The 18,469-nt window shown below is 71.3% G+C and carries 17 protein-coding genes; 3 read left to right on the forward strand and 14 right to left on the reverse strand.

The features are described from left to right. From ABZX61_RS54225 to ABZX61_RS54245, 5 genes are read right to left on the reverse strand one after another with little or no spacing between them, the layout of a single operon-like run. On the reverse strand, positions 1-837 hold the full coding sequence (locus tag ABZX61_RS54225; protein ID WP_355208069.1) for a trypsin-like peptidase domain-containing protein: 837 nt from the start codon (positions 835-837) through the stop codon (positions 1-3). Then, positions 834-1,778, reverse strand: coding sequence for a VWA domain-containing protein (locus ABZX61_RS54230; protein ID WP_355208072.1), 945 nt, complete (start codon positions 1,776-1,778; stop codon positions 834-836). Before ABZX61_RS54230 ends, ABZX61_RS54225 begins: the two co-directional genes overlap by 4 nt. Continuing rightward, on the reverse strand, positions 1,775-2,707 hold the full coding sequence (locus ABZX61_RS54235; RefSeq protein ID WP_355208074.1) for a DUF58 domain-containing protein: 933 nt from the start codon (positions 2,705-2,707) through the stop codon (positions 1,775-1,777). Before ABZX61_RS54235 ends, ABZX61_RS54230 begins: the two co-directional genes overlap by 4 nt. Next, positions 2,704-3,699 (reverse strand): MoxR family ATPase, encoded by a 996-nt coding sequence (locus ABZX61_RS54240; protein ID WP_355208076.1) that lies wholly within the window; start codon positions 3,697-3,699, stop codon positions 2,704-2,706. The genes ABZX61_RS54235 and ABZX61_RS54240 overlap by 4 nt, the downstream gene beginning before the upstream one ends. Next, complete coding sequence (locus ABZX61_RS54245; RefSeq protein ID WP_350725105.1) at positions 3,696-3,842, reverse strand: hypothetical protein; 147 nt, start codon at positions 3,840-3,842, stop codon at positions 3,696-3,698. Before ABZX61_RS54245 ends, ABZX61_RS54240 begins: the two co-directional genes overlap by 4 nt. A 313-nt stretch (positions 3,843-4,155) precedes the next feature. Between ABZX61_RS54245 and ABZX61_RS54250 the strand changes: the two genes are divergently transcribed. Then, complete coding sequence (locus ABZX61_RS54250) at positions 4,156-4,383, forward strand: hypothetical protein (RefSeq protein WP_355208079.1); 228 nt, start codon at positions 4,156-4,158, stop codon at positions 4,381-4,383. Between the two features lie 87 nt (positions 4,384-4,470). Here the strand turns inward: ABZX61_RS54250 and ABZX61_RS54255 are convergent, their stop codons facing one another. The 3 genes from ABZX61_RS54255 to ABZX61_RS54265 all read right to left on the reverse strand — a co-directional run bounded on the left by ABZX61_RS54255 (position 4,471) and on the right by ABZX61_RS54265 (position 9,694). Beyond that, positions 4,471-7,581 (reverse strand): M14 family zinc carboxypeptidase, encoded by a 3,111-nt coding sequence (locus ABZX61_RS54255; RefSeq protein WP_355208082.1) that lies wholly within the window; start codon positions 7,579-7,581, stop codon positions 4,471-4,473. Positions 7,582-7,925: 344 nt separating this feature from the next. After that, positions 7,926-9,311 (reverse strand): glycine--tRNA ligase, encoded by a 1,386-nt coding sequence (locus tag ABZX61_RS54260; RefSeq protein ID WP_350725101.1) that lies wholly within the window; start codon positions 9,309-9,311, stop codon positions 7,926-7,928. 95 nt (positions 9,312-9,406) lie between these two features. After that, entirely contained in the window at positions 9,407-9,694 is a 288-nt protein-coding gene (locus ABZX61_RS54265; protein ID WP_192791193.1) for an antibiotic biosynthesis monooxygenase, read from the reverse strand. Between the two features lie 105 nt (positions 9,695-9,799). Between ABZX61_RS54265 and ABZX61_RS54270 the strand changes: the two genes are divergently transcribed. Continuing rightward, a complete protein-coding gene (locus ABZX61_RS54270; RefSeq protein ID WP_355208086.1) occupies positions 9,800-10,150 on the forward strand; it encodes a DUF6703 family protein in 351 nt (116 codons plus the stop codon). Here ABZX61_RS54270 and ABZX61_RS54275 read toward each other — a convergent pair. Genes ABZX61_RS54275 through sucC form a run of 6 tightly spaced genes read right to left on the reverse strand, consistent with a single transcriptional unit; the run spans position 10,147 to position 17,088 of the window. Further along, positions 10,147-11,724, reverse strand: a complete 1,578-nt coding sequence (locus tag ABZX61_RS54275) for an aldehyde dehydrogenase family protein (protein WP_355208088.1) — start codon at positions 11,722-11,724, stop codon at positions 10,147-10,149. The two genes, ABZX61_RS54270 and ABZX61_RS54275, sit on opposite strands and share 4 nt — an antisense overlap. A gap of 10 nt (positions 11,725-11,734) precedes the next feature. Continuing rightward, positions 11,735-13,456 (reverse strand): glyoxylate carboligase, encoded by a 1,722-nt coding sequence (gene gcl / locus ABZX61_RS54280; RefSeq protein WP_355208091.1) that lies wholly within the window; start codon positions 13,454-13,456, stop codon positions 11,735-11,737. Beyond that, positions 13,453-14,313, reverse strand: a complete 861-nt coding sequence (locus ABZX61_RS54285) for an NAD(P)-binding domain-containing protein (RefSeq protein WP_355208094.1) — start codon at positions 14,311-14,313, stop codon at positions 13,453-13,455. Before ABZX61_RS54285 ends, gcl begins: the two co-directional genes overlap by 4 nt. Next, positions 14,310-15,074, reverse strand: a complete 765-nt coding sequence (locus tag ABZX61_RS54290) for a TIM barrel protein (protein ID WP_355208097.1) — start codon at positions 15,072-15,074, stop codon at positions 14,310-14,312. Before ABZX61_RS54290 ends, ABZX61_RS54285 begins: the two co-directional genes overlap by 4 nt. Further along, the gene (gene sucD, locus ABZX61_RS54295; RefSeq protein ID WP_350725090.1) at positions 15,071-15,958 is read right to left on the reverse strand and encodes a succinate--CoA ligase subunit alpha; all 888 of its coding nucleotides are present in this window, start codon (positions 15,956-15,958) and stop codon (positions 15,071-15,073) included. Before sucD ends, ABZX61_RS54290 begins: the two co-directional genes overlap by 4 nt. Continuing rightward, positions 15,958-17,088, reverse strand: coding sequence for an ADP-forming succinate--CoA ligase subunit beta (gene sucC / locus ABZX61_RS54300; protein ID WP_355208100.1), 1,131 nt, complete (start codon positions 17,086-17,088; stop codon positions 15,958-15,960). Before sucC ends, sucD begins: the two co-directional genes overlap by 1 nt. Positions 17,089-17,177: 89 nt before the next feature. Between sucC and ABZX61_RS54305 the strand changes: the two genes are divergently transcribed. Further along, a complete protein-coding gene (locus ABZX61_RS54305) occupies positions 17,178-18,440 on the forward strand; it encodes a hypothetical protein (protein WP_355208103.1) in 1,263 nt (420 codons plus the stop codon). Positions 18,441-18,469: the final 29 nt, after the last annotated feature.

An 18,469-nucleotide genomic window follows, 5' to 3' on the forward strand; every position in this document is an offset into this window, starting at 1 on the left:
CTAGTTTCGGATGATTCGTTCCGCGATCGGCGCCGCCCGGTCGATGGGGATGGCGAACCCGATGCCGATGTTGCCGCCGCCCCGCCCGGACGCTATCGCCGTGTTCACCCCGACGACCTCGCCCCGGGCGTTGACCAGCGGGCCGCCCGAGTTGCCGGGGTTGATGGACGCGTCCGTCTGCACGGCCGTACGGCGTGCCGAGCCCAACCGTACCTCCCGGTCCAGAGCGCTCACGATGCCGGCGGTGACCGTGCCCGACAGGCCCAGCGGGGAGCCGATCGCGAGCACCTGGTCGCCGACGGCCAGATCTCCGGACCTGCCGAGGGTGGCGGGCGTGAGCTCCCGGGGATAGTCCACCTCCAGCACGGCCAGGTCCTCGTCGTCGTCCTCGCCGATCACGCGGGCGCTGATCCGGCGGCCGTCGTTCAGCACGACGGTCGCCCGGTCGCTGCCCCTGATCACGTGCGCGTTGGTGAGGATGTGGCCGCGGCCGTCCACCACGAACCCCGAGCCGCCCCCGCCGCCCGTCTCCACCGAGACCACGCTGGGCAGCACCCGGGCCGCCGTCGCGCTCAGCCCGCTGAGGCCGGCCGACGGCGCGGGCGCCACCCTGGGGAGGGCGGCGGCGGGGGCCGGCCCGGACCCTTCGGAGAGCCGCGCCCCCGCCGCACCCCCAGCGATGCCCGCCGCCGCCCCGGTGAGCGCCGCGACGAGCGCGGCGGCCACCAGCAGGCGTCCCTTGGGTGGAGCCCCCTTCTGCGGTAGATCCTGCGGCACGGTGGCCACGACGGTCGGGGTGACGAACTCCGGCCCGCGCGGGCTGCCCAGACCTCTCATGGCAGCCTCGAGAACCACAACATCGACGTCACCGCCGCGATCAGCGCGAAGGCCATCCCCGCCGCCACAAACCACATCCATACCTCCTGCCGCTCGGTCCGGTAGCCGACCGACGTGCCGATGTCCTCGTAGACCGCCTGCAGCTCGTCGCCGCTGGCCGCCTCATAGAAGCCGCCGCCGGCCGCCTCGGCCAGCCCGCGCAGCGCCGGGGCGTCCACGGGCACCGGGATCTCGCGTCCCGAGATGTCGATCGTGCCGTCCGCCGTGCCGTACGCGATGGTCGTGACCGGCACGCCCCTCCCGGAGGCCGCCGCGGCCGCGTCACCGACCGTGCGGCCCGTGGTGTTGGAGCCGTCGGACAGCAGCACGATGTGCGCGGGCGGCCTCTCCTCCTGCGAGTCGAGCGCGGCGATGGCGTCCAGCGAGGAGTAGACCGCCTCGCCGATGGCGGTGCCCGAGGCGGTGCTGAGCCGGTCGAGCGCGCTCAGCACCGCCTGCCGGTCCGTGGTCGGCGGCACGGCGACGGACGCCGACGAGGAGAACGACACCAGGCCCAGGTTGAACCGCTCGGGCAGGCCCGCCACGAACTGCCTGGCCGCCTGCTTGGCCGCCTCGAACCGGTTGGGCTGGACATCGGTGGCGCTCATGGACGCCGACACGTCGAACGCCACCATGATCGTCGCCCGCTCCCTCGGCACCCGCACCTCGGCCGTCGGCCGGGCAAAACCGATCACGAGCAGCGCGAACATCAGCAGCAGCGCCGCCGCCGGAACGTGCCTGCGCCAGCCCGGCCGCCTCGGGGCGACCTTGTCGAGCAGGTCGAGGTTGGTGAACCTGACGGCGTACGAGGTCCTGCTCCGCAAGGCCATGACCACGTACGCCAGGGCCAGCGCGGCCACGGGGACGAGCAGCAGCAACCACAGGGGCGCGATCAGCGTCATGCCGCATCACCTCCTCCCCCGGCGGGGCGCGCCAGGGCGGCCAGGCGGCGCTGGCGCATGACGTGCCGGACCAGGTCACGCACCCAGTCCCGGTCGGTACGCAGCCGCAGATGGGTCGCCCCGGCCCGGCGCAGCGTCTGCGCGACGGCATCGCGCTGCTCCGCCGCCGCCTCCGCGTACCTGCGGCGCAGCCGCGCGCTCCCCGTGGCGACCTCGCGCCGCCGCCCCGTCTCCGGGTCGACCAGCGTCAGGATCCCGACGTCGGGCAGCGTCAGCTCGCGCGGGTCGAGCACCTCCACGGCCAGCACCTGGTGCCTGGCGGTGAGCTTGCGCAGCGGCAGCTCCCAGGTCTCGGGCGCGTCGAGGAAGTCCGACACGATCACGACCAGGCCGCGGCGCCGTACCACCCGGCCGAGCTGGTCGGCGGCCACGCCCAGCAGCGGCTCGGCCACCCCGGGCGGGGTGCGGGGCAGCGCGAACGCCGCCTGCAGCAGCGCCATCAGATGCGGCCGGCCCGTCCTGGCGGGCAGCGTCCTGACGCCGCCGCCGTGCAGCAGGTGGGTGCCGATCCGGTTGCCGGTCCGCTGGGTGAGAAAGCCGACCGCCGCCAGCGCCGACACGGCCAGCTCCCGCTTCTCCATGGCCGCGGTGCCGAAGTCCATGCTGGCGGTGGCGTCGAGCAGCGCCCAGATCTCCAGCTCGCGGTCGGCGACCAGGTCCCGGACATGGGGCTCGTTGGTGCGGGCGGTGACGTTCCAGTCCATCCGCCGCACGTCGTCGCCCGCCTGGTACGGCCGGGTCTCCGCCGGCTCGCTCCCCGGCCCCGGGACCAGTCCCAGATGCTCCCCCTGCAGCAGTCCATCCAGTCTCCTGGTGATCGTCAGCTCGAGCCGCCGCAGCGCGGGCTCGGCCATCAGGTACGGCCTCATGCCACGGCTTCGTTCAGCTGTGACTGCTGTTGGGGGGCGATGACGGGCAGCGGGACGGCCGCCAGCACCCGGTCCACGATCTGCCTGGGCGCCACCCCGTCGGCCAGCGCGTCGAAGGAGAGCACGAGCCGGTGCGCCATGACGTCGTGCGCCAGGTCGCGCACGTCCTCCGGCAGCACGTAGTCGCGCCCCCGCATCAGGGCCAGCGCCCGCCCGGCCGCCAGCAGGCCGAGCGTGGCCCTGGGGCTCGCCCCGAACGCCAGCAGCCGGCGCACGTCCTCCACCCCGAACCGGTCGGGATCGCGGGTGGCGTAGACGAGGCGGACGGCGTACTCGGCCACGGCGTGGTGCACGAAGACCTCCTCGGCCCGCCGCTGGAGCGCGACGACCTGAGCGGGGTCCAGCACGGCGTGCGGGACGGGCGGGTCCACGCTCATGCGGTAGACGATCGCCAGCTCCTCCGACTCGCTGGGATAGTCCACGTCGATCTTCATGAGGAAGCGGTCCCGCTGCGCCTCGGGCAGGTGGTAGACGCCCTCGGACTCGATCGGGTTCTGGGTGGCCAGCACCAGGAACGGCCTCGGCACCTCGTGCGAGACCCCGCCGATGCTGACCTGCCGCTCGGCCATGATCTCCAGCAACGCCGACTGCACCTTCGCGGGGGCCCGGTTGATCTCGTCGGCGAGCAGCAGGTTGACCATGACCGGGCCGAGCTCGATGTCGAAGGTCTCGGTCGACGGCCGGTAGATCCTGGTCCCGACGATGTCGGCGGGCACCAGGTCGGGGGTGAACTGGATGCGGGCGAACGTGCCGCCGACCACGGTGGCCATGGTCTCGGCGGCCAGCGTCTTGGCGATGCCGGGCACACCTTCCAGCAGGCAGTGGCCCTTGGCGAGCACCGCCACGAGCAGCCGCTCGACCATGCGGTCCTGACCCACGATCACCCGCTTGACCTCGAACAACGCCCGTTCGAGCAGCGCGGGGTCGGTCATGGCTGAACCACCGAGTGGTAGCAGTCGTCCACGACCACCCGCAGCTCCAGCGCGGACGGATCGGGATCGGCGAACGCGGCGCTTCCCGTCATGAGCACGGCGCCCGCGGCCAGCAGCACAAGAGCGAAACGTGATGTACGCATAGGACGCATGTCATCAAGCGACCGCGAAAACCCGCGTAACCCCCGTCTTTACATGATCTTTCGGTCGCCCGGAGCGAGGGGCCTGCCGGCCCCTCGCGCTCCCCGGCCGTCGACAACGTTCCACACACGTTCATGCATTGGCCGTGAAGCACGCAGCGCTGCCACGATCAAGGGATCCAAACATCGTCTCCGCACCCTGGCCGGCCGGCGGACCACCCGAGCAGCCAGGGGAGGGGACAGCTCTGACATAAACGTGGGGACAATTACCGCCTAAGGTGAGCGTGACCCCGCGACGCTGACCGAGTTCGGCAAGGTGGTCGAGACGTTCGTGGTCAACGAGTTGATCAAGCAAGCGGGTTGGGCCAAATCCTCGATCGAGGAAGCCGACTTCCGTGGCCTCCGTCTGCTCAGAGACCGGCTCGGCAGCACCTTCGTGGGCGGAGTCCTGCTCGATCTCGGTCAGCAGTCCTTCAGGCACGACGACAGGCTCTTCGTGATGCCCGCCGACCGGCTGTGGACCCCGCTCCCGACCTCATGGTAGAAACGCGGATCTGCCATCGGGCGTGCGGACACTCCATTGACCCGAAGGACGGCCGCCCTGGCAGAAGCGGCCGTCCGTCAGGCGAGATCAGCCGATCAGGTACTTCATCACCTTCTTGATCGTCGCGTTCCGCTCGTTGTCGTTGGCGAGCTGCTCCAGCCCGAACCCCAGCAGCACCGTGTCCTTGGTGGAGACGGCGGCCGTGGTGTCCGCCTGCGCGCGGGCGAAGTCGCCGCCGCCGGTGGGGCTGCCCGCCGGCGGACCGGGCATGGCCCAGGGGCCGAGGCCGGTCTCGAAGCCCTCGGAGTCGAGGGTGCCGCCGGTGGTGGTGACCCGCGTGTCGTCCACGAACACGCCCACGCCGCCCGTGCTCGGGTCGGTCACGTAGCTGATCGACACCTCGACCTGCTGGCCCGCGTAGGCGGACAGGTCGAAGGCGACCTGCTTCCAGCCGCCGGAGTCACCGGTGAACCGGTTCCAGGAGCCGCTGGTGCCGCTGGCCGTGCAGGGGTTGCCGCCGGTCAGGTAGTGCCCCAGCCACGGGTGCTCGCCCAGGTAGAAGCCGGCCTCGCACTCCGACGGCACGGCGCTGTCGGTGCCGCCGTTGAGGTCGGGGAGCGTGGTCCAGTTGTCCTGGCCGACCGTGTGGGCCTCGACGATGACGTTGTCATAGCCGGGCTCGGTGTCGAAGGACAGCTGGAAGCCCAGCCTCGGCTGCTGCGCCGCCGTCACGGTTCCCAGGTTGACCGTCCTGGTCAGCCGCATGTACGAGTCGTCCGCGTGCGACCCCCTGACGTACCACTGGCCCTCGATCGGGTCGAACGGACCACCCGCGCCGAGCGTGTAGCCGGCCGCCGGAGTGCCCGTGAACCTGGGCAGGTCCGTGCCCATGGGCTGCAGCACCCCCGCCTCGTCCAGCGGGTTGTCCACCGTGGCCGGACCGCCGAACGTGCCGCCCGTCCCGGCCAGCGGGCCCTTGCCGGCGAAGCCGGTCGGGGAGTTGCGGGCGATGCGCCCGCCGACGCCCATGTAGTACTGGGTGAAGTCGTCGGCCAGCAGCAGGCACTCGTCGAACAGGCCCTGGATCGTGGTGACCACGCAGTCGCCGTCCGGGTCGCCGTCGATGCCGTAGTAGATGCCTCCGACGATCGTGTCGAGAATGCCGTAGTACGCGGCCGTCTCGCCGGTGTAGAGGAGCTTGCCCCCTTCGTTGAGGTAGTCGCGGATGGAGATGGTCAGGTCCTGCTGCGACCGCTTGACGTCCGCGTCGGGCAGGTCGCCGAGCGGGGTCACGGTGACCAGGTCCTGCTGGTCCATCGACAGCCGGTTGTCGCCCAGCTCCCACACGACGCCCTTGAAGTGCGACAGCACGCCCAGGTGATCCGGCACGCCCTGCGCGTCCACGTCCCAGGTCTCGGAGGCGTACCCGGCGGCCTGGAGGGCCTTCTTGTACGTCGTGGTGTGCTTGGGCGCCGTCACCGAGGGCGGGTAGTCAGGATTGAAGCCGGTGTAGTCCTCGTTGGCGACGATCAGGACCTTGGCCGCGGAGTCCTTGGCCAGGGTGTAGGTGAAGTGCGAGCTGGAGACGAGCCCGGTGCCCTGCTTGAAGCCCTGGAACCAGACCTCGACCTTGTCGCCCGGTTTCGCGCCGCTCACGGTGCCGCGGTACTCGGCGAAGAACAGGTCGTTCTCGTCGCCGTACCGCTTGCCGCCCTGCCATTCCGACAGCGGCCTGGTCTGCGCCGGGCCGCCGTTGACGCGGAAGCGCAGCACCTTGCCCAGCAGCGACCTGCGGGCGGTGACCGCCACCGGCTGCGGGTCGCCGTACGAGACGCTGAAGGAGTCCGGCGCGAAGTCGGGCACCGTGCGCCCGACCACGGAGACCGGGGTGTCCGGCGTGTGCACGGTCTTGGCCGCGGCCAGCGCCAGCGGGACGTTCTTGAGGAACTCGTCCTGGATCAGCGCCTCGCTGTCGGGGAAGGTGAAGCCCTGCCCGCCGGCGCAGTCGTCGAGCGTCCATTCGTCGTTGGGGTTCCGCTCGACGGCGTCCTCGCAGGTGGACATCTCCGGCGTGATGGACATGACCTTCCGCACGTTGGTCATGTGCCCGTCCAGCTCGCCGTTGGTGGTGTAGAGCTCGGCGCCGATGTCGGGGTCGTAGCCGGGTACGGCCGGATGGGCGTCGTCGCCGAGCATGGCCTCGAAGATCAGGTCGTCGGGCGATCGCGTGGCCTGCTGCCAGCCGACCCCGTACAGCAGCAGCATGGCGGCGGAGTGGTAGTTCAGCAGGTACGTGAAGTGCACCCGCTTGGTCAGGTTGTCCAGCGCCACGGTCTCCGGCTCCGACTGCGCCGACTTGCCGCGGTAGGTCTGGCTGGCGAGGATGTTCGACGAGCCCTCGTTGTCGTAGCCCCACTTGTAGGCGAAGTTGCGGTTGAGGTCGACGCCGTCGGCGCTGGTGAGCTGGCCGTCGCCGTCGTTGTCCCGCAGGTTCTTGCGCCACAGCCGGTTGTCGGGGGTGAAGGTGTAGTCGTAGCCGTCGGGGTTGGCCACCGGCAGGAACCACAGCTCGGTGGTGTTCACGAGCTTGGTGAGCTCGGCGTTGCCGCCGTAACCGTCGAGGAAGTGGTGCAGCAGCCGCCGCACCATCTCGGGTGTGATCCACTCGCGGGCGTGCTGGGCGGCCATGTACAGCATGGCCGGGCGCTTGCCGTCGGCGAGCTTGCGGGCGTCCTTGGTCACCTTGATCGCGGTGATCGGCGTGCCGTTGAGGCTGTTACCGAGGTTGACGACCTTGGCGATGCCGGGCTTGGCGTCGGCCGCGGCGATGATCTCCTCGCGGATGCCGCCGGCGCCCGCGTATCTCTTGAACACCCCGTCGCCCTTCTGCGCCAGCCGCGCCTTGTCGGCGGTCTGGGCCTTCAGGGTGACGCCCTGCTTGGCGAGCGTGCCGGCCAGCGCGGCGGCGAGGACCACCTCGATGGTGACCTTGCCGTTCGCCCGCTTGACGATCCGCATCTCCTCGCGGTCCACGCCGGCCGCGACGAGCTTGGCCACCTGGTCCGCGGTGAGCTCGCCGGTGTAGACGAACACGCCGTCGGGGCCCGGAGCGGGCTTGGGCACCGCCGACGCGGGCGGGATGGTGAACGAACCGAGTAACAGGAGGGTGCCGGCGAACATGATTAACGCGCGCTTCATCGCGCCTCCGAGAAATCAGCCCCCGAATGGCTGCTAGGGATGCCCGCAATGTCCGTGTCTGCCAGGGGGCTTGTCAATCAAGACGGCCACATGTGGTCAAATTTCGAACTATGTAATCCAGGGCACGTCCGGATTCGTAGGGAGGCCCCATCCGCCGGTCAAGCTTGCGCGCGTCACGGTGGCGCGGCGGTGAGGCGGAGAAGCGTCACCCTGGAGGGCCCTCGGCCCGGTGCGGCGGGTGGGGCTCACCGTGCGCAGCCGTAAAAGACCGTGGTGGTGAAACGCGCAACGGGCCGCCCGCCGTAACAACGGCGGGCGGCCCGTGAGACGAGCGCTGGACGAAATTAATCGTTCAGGTGCTGGCGCAGGTAGGACTCGACGCCGTCGATGGAGATGCGCTCCTGGGCCATCGAGTCGCGCTCGCGGATGGTCACCGCGTGGTCCTCGAGCGTGTCGAAGTCGACCGTGATGCAGAACGGCGTGCCGATCTCGTCCTGGCGCCGGTAGCGGCGGCCGATGGCGCCCGCGTCGTCGAACTCGACGTTCCACCGGCGGCGCAGCTGCGCGGCCAGGTCACGGGCCTTCGGCGACAGGTCGGCGTTGCGCGAGAGCGGCAGCACCGCGGCCTTGACCGGCGCGAGCCGGTGGTCGAGCCGCATGACTGTGCGCTTCTCCATGACGCCCTTGGCGTTGGGAGCCTCGTCCTCGCTGTAGGCGTCGAGCAGGAACGTCAGCGTGGCGCGGTCGACACCGGCCGCGGGCTCGATGACGTAGGGGACGTAGCGCTCCCCCGTGTCCTGCTCGAAGAAGCTCAGGTCGGTGCCCGACGCCTTGGAGTGGGCGGTCAGGTCGAAGTCGGTGCGGTTGGCGACGCCTTCGAGCTCACCCCACTCGGAGCCGGTGAAGTTGAAGCGGTACTCGATGTCGACGGTGCGCTTGGAGTAGTGGGACAGCTTCTCCTTCGGGTGCTCGTAAAGGCGCAGGTTGTCCTTGTTGATGCCCAGGTCGGAGTACCAGCGGTAGCGCTCGTCGATCCAGAACTGGTGCCACTCCTCGTCCGTGCCCGGCTTGACGAAGAACTCCATCTCCATCTGCTCGAACTCGCGGGTGCGGAAGATGAAGTTGCCCGGCGTGATCTCGTTGCGGAACGACTTGCCGATCTGGCCGATGCCGAACGGGATCTTCTTGCGCGCCGACTGCTGCACGTTGAGGTAGTTGATGAAGATGCCCTGCGCGGTCTCGGGGCGCAGGTAGGCCAGGCCCGACTCGTCCTCGACCGGGCCGAGGTAGGTCTTGAGCAGGCCGCTGAACTGCCTGGGCTCGGTAAAGGTGCCCTTGTTGCCGCAGTTGGGGCAGGTGATGTCGGCCAGGCCGCCCTCGGGCTCCTTGCCGTTCTTCTCCTCGTACGCCTCGATCAGGTGATCGGCGCGGAAGCGCTTGTGGCAGGAGAGGCACTCGGTCAGCGGGTCGGTGAAGGTCTCGACGTGACCGCTGGCCCGCCACACCTCGGGGGCCAGCACCACGCTGGAGTCGAGGCCCACCACGTCGTCGCGCGACTGGACCATCGACAGCCACCACTGCCGCTTGACGTTGTTCTTGAGCTCGACACCCAGTGGACCGTAGTCCCACGACGCGCGCAGTCCGCCGTAGATCTCGCTCGACGGGTAGACGAGCCCGCGGCGTTTGGCGAGGCTGACGATGGTGTCCATGACGTCGGTGCGTCGTGCCATTTTGGTTGATTCTCTTTCCGGCTGGAGGTCGGCGAGTGAAATTGGTGAGATCCCAGCTTAGGGGACGCACGGACCCTCTCGCGCGCCAGTAATCGTTAAGCGCCTTCCTGCGTGTAAACGTCCTCGAACGCACTGGGTTCGTTGACCATGAGAATCATCAGTGGATACATCACCATCCGGGCGGCGGAGAGCGCTCTGCGGTAGAAACCGGCACCCTCCCACTCCGTGACCAGGGCCCACAGGTTGGGCTCATCGACCGAACGGGCCAGCCTGCCACGCTGGTAGCCCGGCTGGGCGGCGAACGTGTCAAGGATGGTGTGGCCCTGCTTGACGAAATCTTGGGACTGGGACTCTGGAACGGTGTATCGGATCACGGCGAGCACCCGACCAGATTAAACGCGTTACGCCCGTCTGATGCGCCGACCCGGTCAGGCGGCCCGGTCAGGCGGCCCGCCCGCTCGGCGGCCCGTCTCCCGTAGGCTCTGGGTGTGGCCCCAGACAGCAAGCGCCCGCTTCCCAAGGGCGAGCAGTTCTTCACGCCGGGCGCGACCGGCCTGCGCAAGGCCGTCGAGCGGCGCAGCGCCGTGCCGATGACCTACCTGTTCACGCAGGTGCCCCGATGGACGGCGCCGACGGTGCTGGTGGTCCTGCTGCTGGCCGGGTTCGCCGTGGCCAACCCGCTGGGCGGCGTGGCCGTGCTGCCGGCGATCGCCTTCATCGGCTGGCTGGCGTACCTGTCGTGGCCGTCGCTGGGGATCGGCGGAAAGGTGATGCGGGTCGCCATGCTGACCTTCCTCGTGCTCCTGGCGGCGACCCGCTTCGGCCTCATCGCCCCCTAAGGCAACAGGGTGTAGTGCGGGAAGTTGCCCGGCAGGCGCTCGCCGTCCGGGCCCCCGATGGAGGACCCGGCGGAGGACACGGTGGAGGACACGGCGCAGGACACAGTGGAGGCCCGCACCAGCAGCTCGCCGCCGACGAACGCGCCGCGCCAGGACGCCCCGAGCCCGCCGAACAGCTCCTCCCGGTCGCCGCGCGAGCGCGGCCGGTTGTGCCCCACCTTGAACGCCCGCACCTCCGGCGCCAGCCGGTGGAACGTCTCCTCCTCGTCGCACGACAGCGTGGCCACCAGGGCGCCGTTGCTGGCGTTCATGGCGGCCAGCAGTTCGGCCTCCGTGTCCACCAGCACGATGGTGTCCACGGGCCCGAACGGCTCGGCGTGGAAGAGGGGTGAGGAGCGCGGCGGGTTGAGGAGCGCCGTCGGCGCCAAATACGCCGAAATATCCTGCCCCGGCAGGAAATGTCCGGCGTCGAGCGACGCCCGATGCACCGGCACCCCGCCCCTGGCCACCGCCTCGTCCACCTGATCGGCCAGTTCCTTGGCCTTGGAGGCGTTGATCAGCGGCCCGAAGTCCAGCTCCGGCAGCGGATCGCCGGGATCGACCACCGCGAGCGGATGACCGAACCGCAGGGACCCCACCGCCGCCAGGTACGCCCCCAGGAACTCGTGGAACAGCGACCGCCGCACCACGAACCGCGGATAGGCCGTGCACCGCTGCTTGCCGTAGTCGAACGACGCCCGGATCTGCCTCGTGAGCAATTCCCAGTCGCCGTACTCCCACACGCCCCAGCAGTTCAGCCCCTCCTGCTCCAGCACGTGCCGCCGCCCGAGGTCGGCCAGCGAGGTCGCCACCTTGGCCCCCGCGTCCCGGCCGCCCACGAACGACACGCTGCCCAGCGCCCGCCCGCCGGCCAGCACCGGCGACAGCTCCGCCCCTCCCCCGCTCACCAGCGTGAACGGCAGCCCCTCGCGCACCGCCAGCGCGCAGGCGAGCGTCAGGCAGCACAGGCCGCCGTCCGTGGGGGTCTTGGCGATCACCGCGTTGCCGGCCAGCGCCTGCACGAGCATGGCGTGCATGAGCACGCTCATCGGGTAGTTCCAGCTCGCGATGTTGCTGACGGGCCCGGGCAGCGGCATCCGGCCGGCGACCATGCGGTCGATCTCGGCCACGTACCAGCGCACGCCGTCCAGGCAGCGGTCCACGTCCGCGCAGGCCGTCTTCCACGGCTTGCCGATCTCCCAGACCAGCAGCAGGGCCAGCAGGTCGCGGTGGGCGGCCATCGACTCGACGGCGGCCGACACCATCGCCTTGCGCTCGGCGAGCGGCAGGTGCCGCCAGCGCCGGTGCTCCTCCACCGCGCCCGCCACCGCCCGTCCCGCGCCCGCCCGGTCGATCCGGGGCAGGCCCGCGATGGCGGTGCCGTCCAGCGGCGAGAAGCCGGGCACGGGGCGCCCGTCGCGGTGCCAGATGCCGCCCCAGTGGTTGAGCACCCGGTCGTCGTGGAATGCCTCGGGGGCCGCCGAACAGCACCGTTCGTAGGCGTCCCGCCAGGCCGTACCCGGCTTGATCCGCATGCGTTCCTCCTCAGTCGGACCAGTCGGCGGTGATGAGCTCGGGCAGCGGCTCGAACTCCTTGATCGCCTCCAGCGACGGACCCATGGCGGCGTTGGCCTCGCGCTCCACCATCACCTCCACCAGCACCGGCAGCCGCTCCCGCGCCGACTCCGCCGTCGCCCAGGCCAGCGCGTCCCGGATGTCGCCCGGCAGCTCCACCCGGCGGGCCGGGCAGCCGAACGCCTCCATGGCCTTGACATGGTCGATGCCGCCTTCTCCGTAGTGCAGGTCCACGGCGTAGTTCATGTCGTACGGGATCTCGGCCTGCCGGATGAGGCCCAGGTACTCGTTGTTGATCATGACGATGACGAACGGGATCCGGTACTGGGCGGCCACCGCCACCTCCTCCATGAGGAACTGGAAGGAGTAGTCGCCCACCACCGCCACGACCTGCCGCTCCGGATGCGCGCACTTGACGCCCATCGCGGCGGGCACCTCCCAGCCCAGCGGCCCGGCCTGTCCGCACACCAGGTAGCGGCGCGGCAGGTAGGTCGTCTGGAACTGGCCCGACCAGATCTGGTAGAGCCCGATGGCGGTGACGAACGTGGTGTCCCTGCCGAAATACTCGTTGATCTCCCTGAACACCCTGGGCGGCTTGATCGGCACGTCGTCGAAGTCGTCACGGCGGGCCATCGTCCTGCGCAGGTCGGCGACCTTCCGCACCCACTTGCCCGGCTGACGCGGCCCGCCACGGCGGCGCGCCTCGTGCAGCAGCTCCCCGAGCACCGGCCGGGCGTGCCCGACGATCCCGAGGTCGGGCTCGAAGACCCGGCCGATCTGCGTGGGCTCGATGTCCACGTGCACGAACGTGCGGCCCCGGCGATAGACGTCGAGGTCGCCGGTGTGCCGGTCGCCGAACCGGGCCCCGATGGCCAGCACCAGGTCGCTCTCCAGGAACGCGGCGTTGCCCCACCGCGTCTGGGTCTGGATGCCCGCCATGCCCGCGAACAGCGGGTGGTCCTCGGGGAAGGCGCCCTTGCCCATGAGCGTCACCTGCACGGGCACCTGGAGGTGCTCGGCCAGCGCGCGCAGCTGGTCGGTCGCGTCCGCGATGATCACGCCGCCGCCGGCCAGGATGATCGGCCGCCTGGCCTCGGCCAGCAGGTCCACGGCCTTGCGCACGGCTCTTGGCAGCGGCGCGTGCTCCTCGACGGGCAGCGGCGCGTCCAGCTCCCGGTCGTACAGGCAGGTCCCGCGCTGCACGTCCACCGGCAGGTCGATGAGCACCGGGCCGGGCCGCCCCGACCGCGCGATCCTGAACGCCTCCCTGAACACCCACGGCGCCTGCGCCGGCTCCTTGAGCTGCACCGCCCACTTGGTCACCGGCCGGGCGATCTCCACGATGTCCACCGCCTGGAACGCCTCCTGGTGCAGCTTGGAGGAGACCGCCTGGCCGGTGACGCAGATCATGGGGATCGAGTCGGCCAGGGCGGTGTAGAGGCCGGTGATCATGTTCGTGCCGGCGGGGCCGGAGGTGCCGATGCAGACGCCGACGTTCCCGGTCACCCTGGACCAGCCGTCGGCCGCGTGGGTGCCGCCCTCCTCGTGGCGTACGGTGACGTGCCTGATCGAGCTGTGCTGGAGCGCGGCGTAGAGCGGCAGGATGGCCGCGCCCGGGATGCCGAAGACGGTGTCCACCCCCTCCGACTCCAGCACCGCCACCACGGCCTCCATGCACGGAATCCTCTTCATCCATTCAGCCTTTCCACGACCTTGAGGAGGGCGGAGTGGTCGAGCGAGCCGTGGCCCTGCGCCCTGGCCGCGGCCACGAGCTGGGCGACCTGCCCGGTGAGCGGCAGGCTGACCCCGGCCTCGCGGGCAGCGGCGACGGCGATGCCCATGTCCTTGTGGTGCAGGTCGATCCGGAAGCCGGGGTTGAACTCCCGCCCGACCATGGTGTGCCGCTTGAGCTCCAGGATCCTGGAGCCCGCCAGGCCGCCCGCGAGCACGTCCAGCCCCGCCAGGGGGTCCACGCCGGAGGCTTCGAGCAGCACGATCGCCTCCGCCACGAGCCCGTAGATGCCGCCGACGACGAGCTGGTTGGCCGCCTTGACGGTCTGTCCCGCGCCGGCCGGGCCGACGTGCACGACGGTCGTGCCCAGGGTGCCCAGGACGGGCCGGGCCGCCTCGACGTCCTCGGCCGCCCCGCCCACCATGATCGACAGGGTGCCGTCGATCGCGCCGCGCTCGCCGCCGCTGACGGGGGCGTCCACCGCCCGTACGCCGGCGGCCGCCGCCTGCCCGGCGACCCAGCGGGAGGTCTCGGGCTTGATGGTGCTCATGTCGATGTAGAGCAGGTTCGGGCGGCCGTACTCGACGATCAGCGGAGCGACCTCCTCCACCTGCGGCGAGTCGGGCAGCATCGTGATCACCACCTCGGCGCCGCCGACCGCGTCGACCACGCCGGAGGCGCCCTTGCCGCCCAGGCCGACGAGCTGTTCGACCCGCTCGGCGCTCACGTCATAACCGGTCACGACATGTCCGGCTTTGAGGAGATTGGCCGCCATCGGGCTGCCCATGATCCCCAAGCCGACGAACCCGATGTTCACGCCTGCCTCCAGTCGAACGCGCCCGGCCCCTGGTGCCGGTACTCCAGGCCGACGTGGCCTCGGTAGCCCGCCGCCGCCAGCCGGACGAAGATCTCGTCGTACGGCATGCGGCCGCTGCCGGGGTGTCCCCTGCCGGGGTCGTCGGCGATCTGCACGTGGCCGAACCTGGCGCTGTGCCGGTCGATGAGCTCCAGCACGTCCTCGCCCATCCGGTGCAGGTGGTAGAGGTCGGCCAGGAAGGCCACGTTCTCCCGGTCCACCTCGTCGATCAGCTCGAACGCCGCCTGCGACGACGTGATCGGATATTTCGGGTTCTCGTGGGAGTTGAGGGCTTCGACCACCACGGTCGCGCCGATCGAGGCCGCCGCGTCGGCCGCCCTGCGCAGGTTCGCCACGGCCAGGGCCCGGTCGGTGCCGGGATCGTTGCCGTACAGGGCGTTGAGCACGCCGCAGCCGAGCTCGCCCGCCAGCCGGACCGCCACGTCGATGTTGGCCTGGAACCGGGCGGAGCCGTCCGGCCTGGCCAGCAGGCCGCGCTCGCCGGCGGCCATGTCGCCCGCGTCGAAGTTGAGGCCGGTCAGGCGCACCCCGGCGTCCTCGATCGCCTGCCGCAGCGCCGCCACCTCGACGCCCGCGGGGTCGGGGACGCCGAACGGCCACCACAGCTCGACCGCGTCGAACCCGGCCTTGGCCGCCGCCGCGGGCCGCTCCAGCAGCGGCAGGTCCGTGAAGAGGATGGACAGGTTGACGGCGAATCTCACGCCGCACCCCGCCGGCTCAGGGCTGAGCGCATGAGGCGGGCGGTCTCCGACGGGGTGCGGCCGACGCGGACCCCGGCCGCCTCCAGCGCCTCCTTCTTGGCCTGGGCGGTCCCGGACGAGCCGGACACGATCGCGCCCGCGTGCCCCATCGTCTTGCCCTCCGGCGCGGTGAACCCGGCCACGTAGGCGACCACGGGCTTGCTGACGTTCGCGGCGATGTAGGCGGCGGCCCGCTCCTCGGCGTCGCCGCCGATCTCGCCGATCATGACGATGGCGTCCGTGCCGGGGTCGTCCTGGAACGCCTGGAGGCAGTCGATGTGGGTGGTCCCGACGACCGGGTCGCCGCCGATGCCGACGGCGGTGGAGAAGCCGAGGTCACGCAGCTCGTACATGAGCTGGTAGGTCAGCGTGCCCGACTTCGACACCAGCCCGATGCGCCCGGCGGAGGTGATGTCGGCGGGGATGATCCCGGCCGAGGACTGCCCCGGGCTGATGAGTCCCGGGCAGTTGGGCCCGATGATCCTGGTGCGGCCGTGCGCGAGTGCGCGGAAGCGCACTGCGTCGTGCACGGGGACGCCCTCGGTGATCACCACGCACAGGGGCATCCCGGCCTCGACCGCCTCCTCCACGGCCGGGCCGGTGAAGCGCGGCGGCACGAACACCACGGAGACGTCGGCCCCGGTCTCCCCCATAGCCTCGGCCACGGATCCGAACACGGGCACCGAGCGCTCGCCGAAGTCCACGGACCGGCCGCCCTTGCCGGGTGTCACCCCGGCCACGACGTCGGTGCCCGCGGCCAGCATGCGGGCCGTGTGCCTGGTGCCCTCCGCGCCGGTCATGCCCTGCACGAGCACCCGGCTGTCCTTGGTCAGAAAGATCGCCATCACGCACCTGCCGCGAGTCTGGCCGCCATCTCGGCGGCGCCGTCCATGGTGGAGACCTGCCGGACCGCCGGGTGCCGGGCGTCGCTCAGGATGCGCCGGCCCACCTCGGCGTTGTTGCCGTCCAGGCGTACGACGATGGGCCTGGCCAGGCCGCGCTCGCCGAGGAGCTCGAGCGCGGTGACGATGCCGCTGGCCACCGCGTCGCAGGCGGTGATGCCGCCGAAGACGTTGACCAGCACCGAGCGCACGTCGGGGTCGGCCAGGATGATCTCCAGGCCGTCGGCCATGATCTTGGCAGACGCGCCTCCGCCGATGTCCAGGAAGTTCGCGGGGGCGGCCCCGGCCCCGGCGACCACGTCGAGCGTGCTCATGACCAGCCCGGCGCCGTTGCCGATCACGCCCACCCGGCCGTCGAGCTTGACGTAGTTCAGGCCCTTGGCCCGGGCGCGGTCCTCCAGGCTGCCGGTGGCCTCCCCGTACTCCCAGGCGTGCCGGAACGCGGAGTTGTCGTCCAGGGTGACCTTGCCGTCGAGGGCCACGATGCGCTGGTCGGTGGTGCAGATCAGCGGGTTCACCTCGACCAGCAGGGCGTCCTCCGCGACCAGGACCCGCCACAGCTTCTCCAGCACCTCGGCCGCCTGCTCGGGCAGCCCCGCCTTGGCCGCCAGCAGGCGCGCGGCGTCCGCGTCCACGCCCGTCACCGGGTCGACCGGCAGCCGCACCAGGGCGTCGGGGTCGGTGGCGGCCAGCTCCTCGATCTCCATGCCTCCCCGGCCGGACACCATCGCCAGGAAACCGCCCTCAGCCCGGTCGACAAGGAAAGCCGCGTAGTACTCCTCGAACGGCACGGTCGCCGCCTCGACCAGCACGCTGCGCGCGACGTGCCCCTTGATGTCCATCCCGATCACGTGCTCGGCCTCCGCCTCGGCGGTGACCGGCCCGGCCGCGGTCCTGATCCCGCCCGCCTTGCCGCGTCCGCCGGTCTTCACCTGGGCCTTGATGACGACGGGCGCGTTCAGCTCGGCCGCTATCGCGCGGGCCTCCGCCGGGGTGGCCGCGATCCTGCCGGCCGGGACCGGGATCCCGTGACGCCCGAAGAGCTCCTTCGCCTGATACTCGTACAGGTCCATTCGAGCCTCCTTTGTAGACGGTATACCGTATGGAAAAACCCTCGTCTAGGGTCTCGACAGTCTCTCGTCTACTGGATATTCCATACAGTATGGAGAATGCAGTAAGAGACTGGCGCGGGCGTTCGTACCTCCCCGGACCCGTCCCCGCCGACCGCACACGCATGTTCTGGCTGGCCTGGGGGGCCATGGCGGCGATCAGCCCGCTCCAGTACGGCTACGCCGCCCTCCTCGCCAAGGAGGCCACCGGGCTCACCCTCCTGGCCGTCTGGATCGCCTGCCAGGCCGCGGGCGCCCTGCCCGCGCTCCACCTGGTACGGCGGGGCCGCCTCGGCGTCCGTACCAGCCTGGCCGCGGGAGCCGCCCTGAGCTTCGCCGGCCTCGCCGCGGCGGCGCTCCCGCCGAGCACCCCGGGCGCCTTCGTGGGGTATGCACTTCTCGGCGGGCTGGGCGCGGGCCTGGTCTACGGGGTCTGCGGCGAGGTCGTCTCCTCCTGGTATCCGGAACGGCCCGCCGCCCGGGTCGGGCTGATCACCGGCGCCTTCGGCTACGGCGCGGTGCCCCTGCTCGTCTGGGCCGGGATCGCGCCGGCCGCCACGTCCACCGCGTTCCTGGTCGCGTCGGTCGTCGCGCTGGCGGTCATCGGGACCGCGGCCCGGCACCTGCGGCTGCCTCCCGCGCTGTGGTGGCCCGCGGACGTGGACCCGCGCTCGCACGCGCTCGACGCGGCGCGGCTGCGCACGACGCCGGAGGCGGCCCGGCAGTTCGGGCCGGCGCAGGCGCTGCGCACGCGTACGCTGCCGGCGCTGGCCCTGATCCTGACGTGCGCGGGCGCGGTGTCGGTCTTCGACGTGATCGTGATCGCGGGGACCGGGTCGTGGGGCGCGCTGGCCGTCCTGGTGGCGCTGAACGGGGCCAGCCGGTCGGTGGCGATGCGCTGCTCGGAGCTGTACGGGCGGCGCCGCGTGCTCGCCGCCGTCCTGACCGCACTCGCCACCGGCCAGGTGCTCCTCGCCACCGCCCTCGCCACCACGCCACCCGGCGCCGGTCCCGTGCCGGCCGGAGGGCCGCTGTTGTGGTTCGGGGCCGTGGCGGCCGGGCTCGGCGGCGGGGCGTTCTACCCGCTGCTCGCCAGCCTGGTGCGGGAGTTCTTCGGGGTCGAGCGGGCGGGCGAGATCCACGCCGTCGTCTACAGCGCCAAGGCCCTGGCCGGAGCGGGGGCCGCCGCCCTGGCCCTGCTCGCCCTGAGCACGCCTGTGCCCGCACTCGCCGTCGCCGCCGCTCTCGCCGCCCTTCCGGCCCTGGCCATCCCCCGCCTCCGCATCCCCGGCCTCCCTGCCACCATCCCCTTGTGACACCCACCCGCCCCGCCGGTCACGGGCGC

This window comes from Nonomuraea sp. NPDC003709 (assembly GCF_040610775.1).
Taxonomy (GTDB): Bacteria; Actinomycetota; Actinomycetes; order Streptosporangiales; family Streptosporangiaceae; genus Nonomuraea; species Nonomuraea angiospora_A.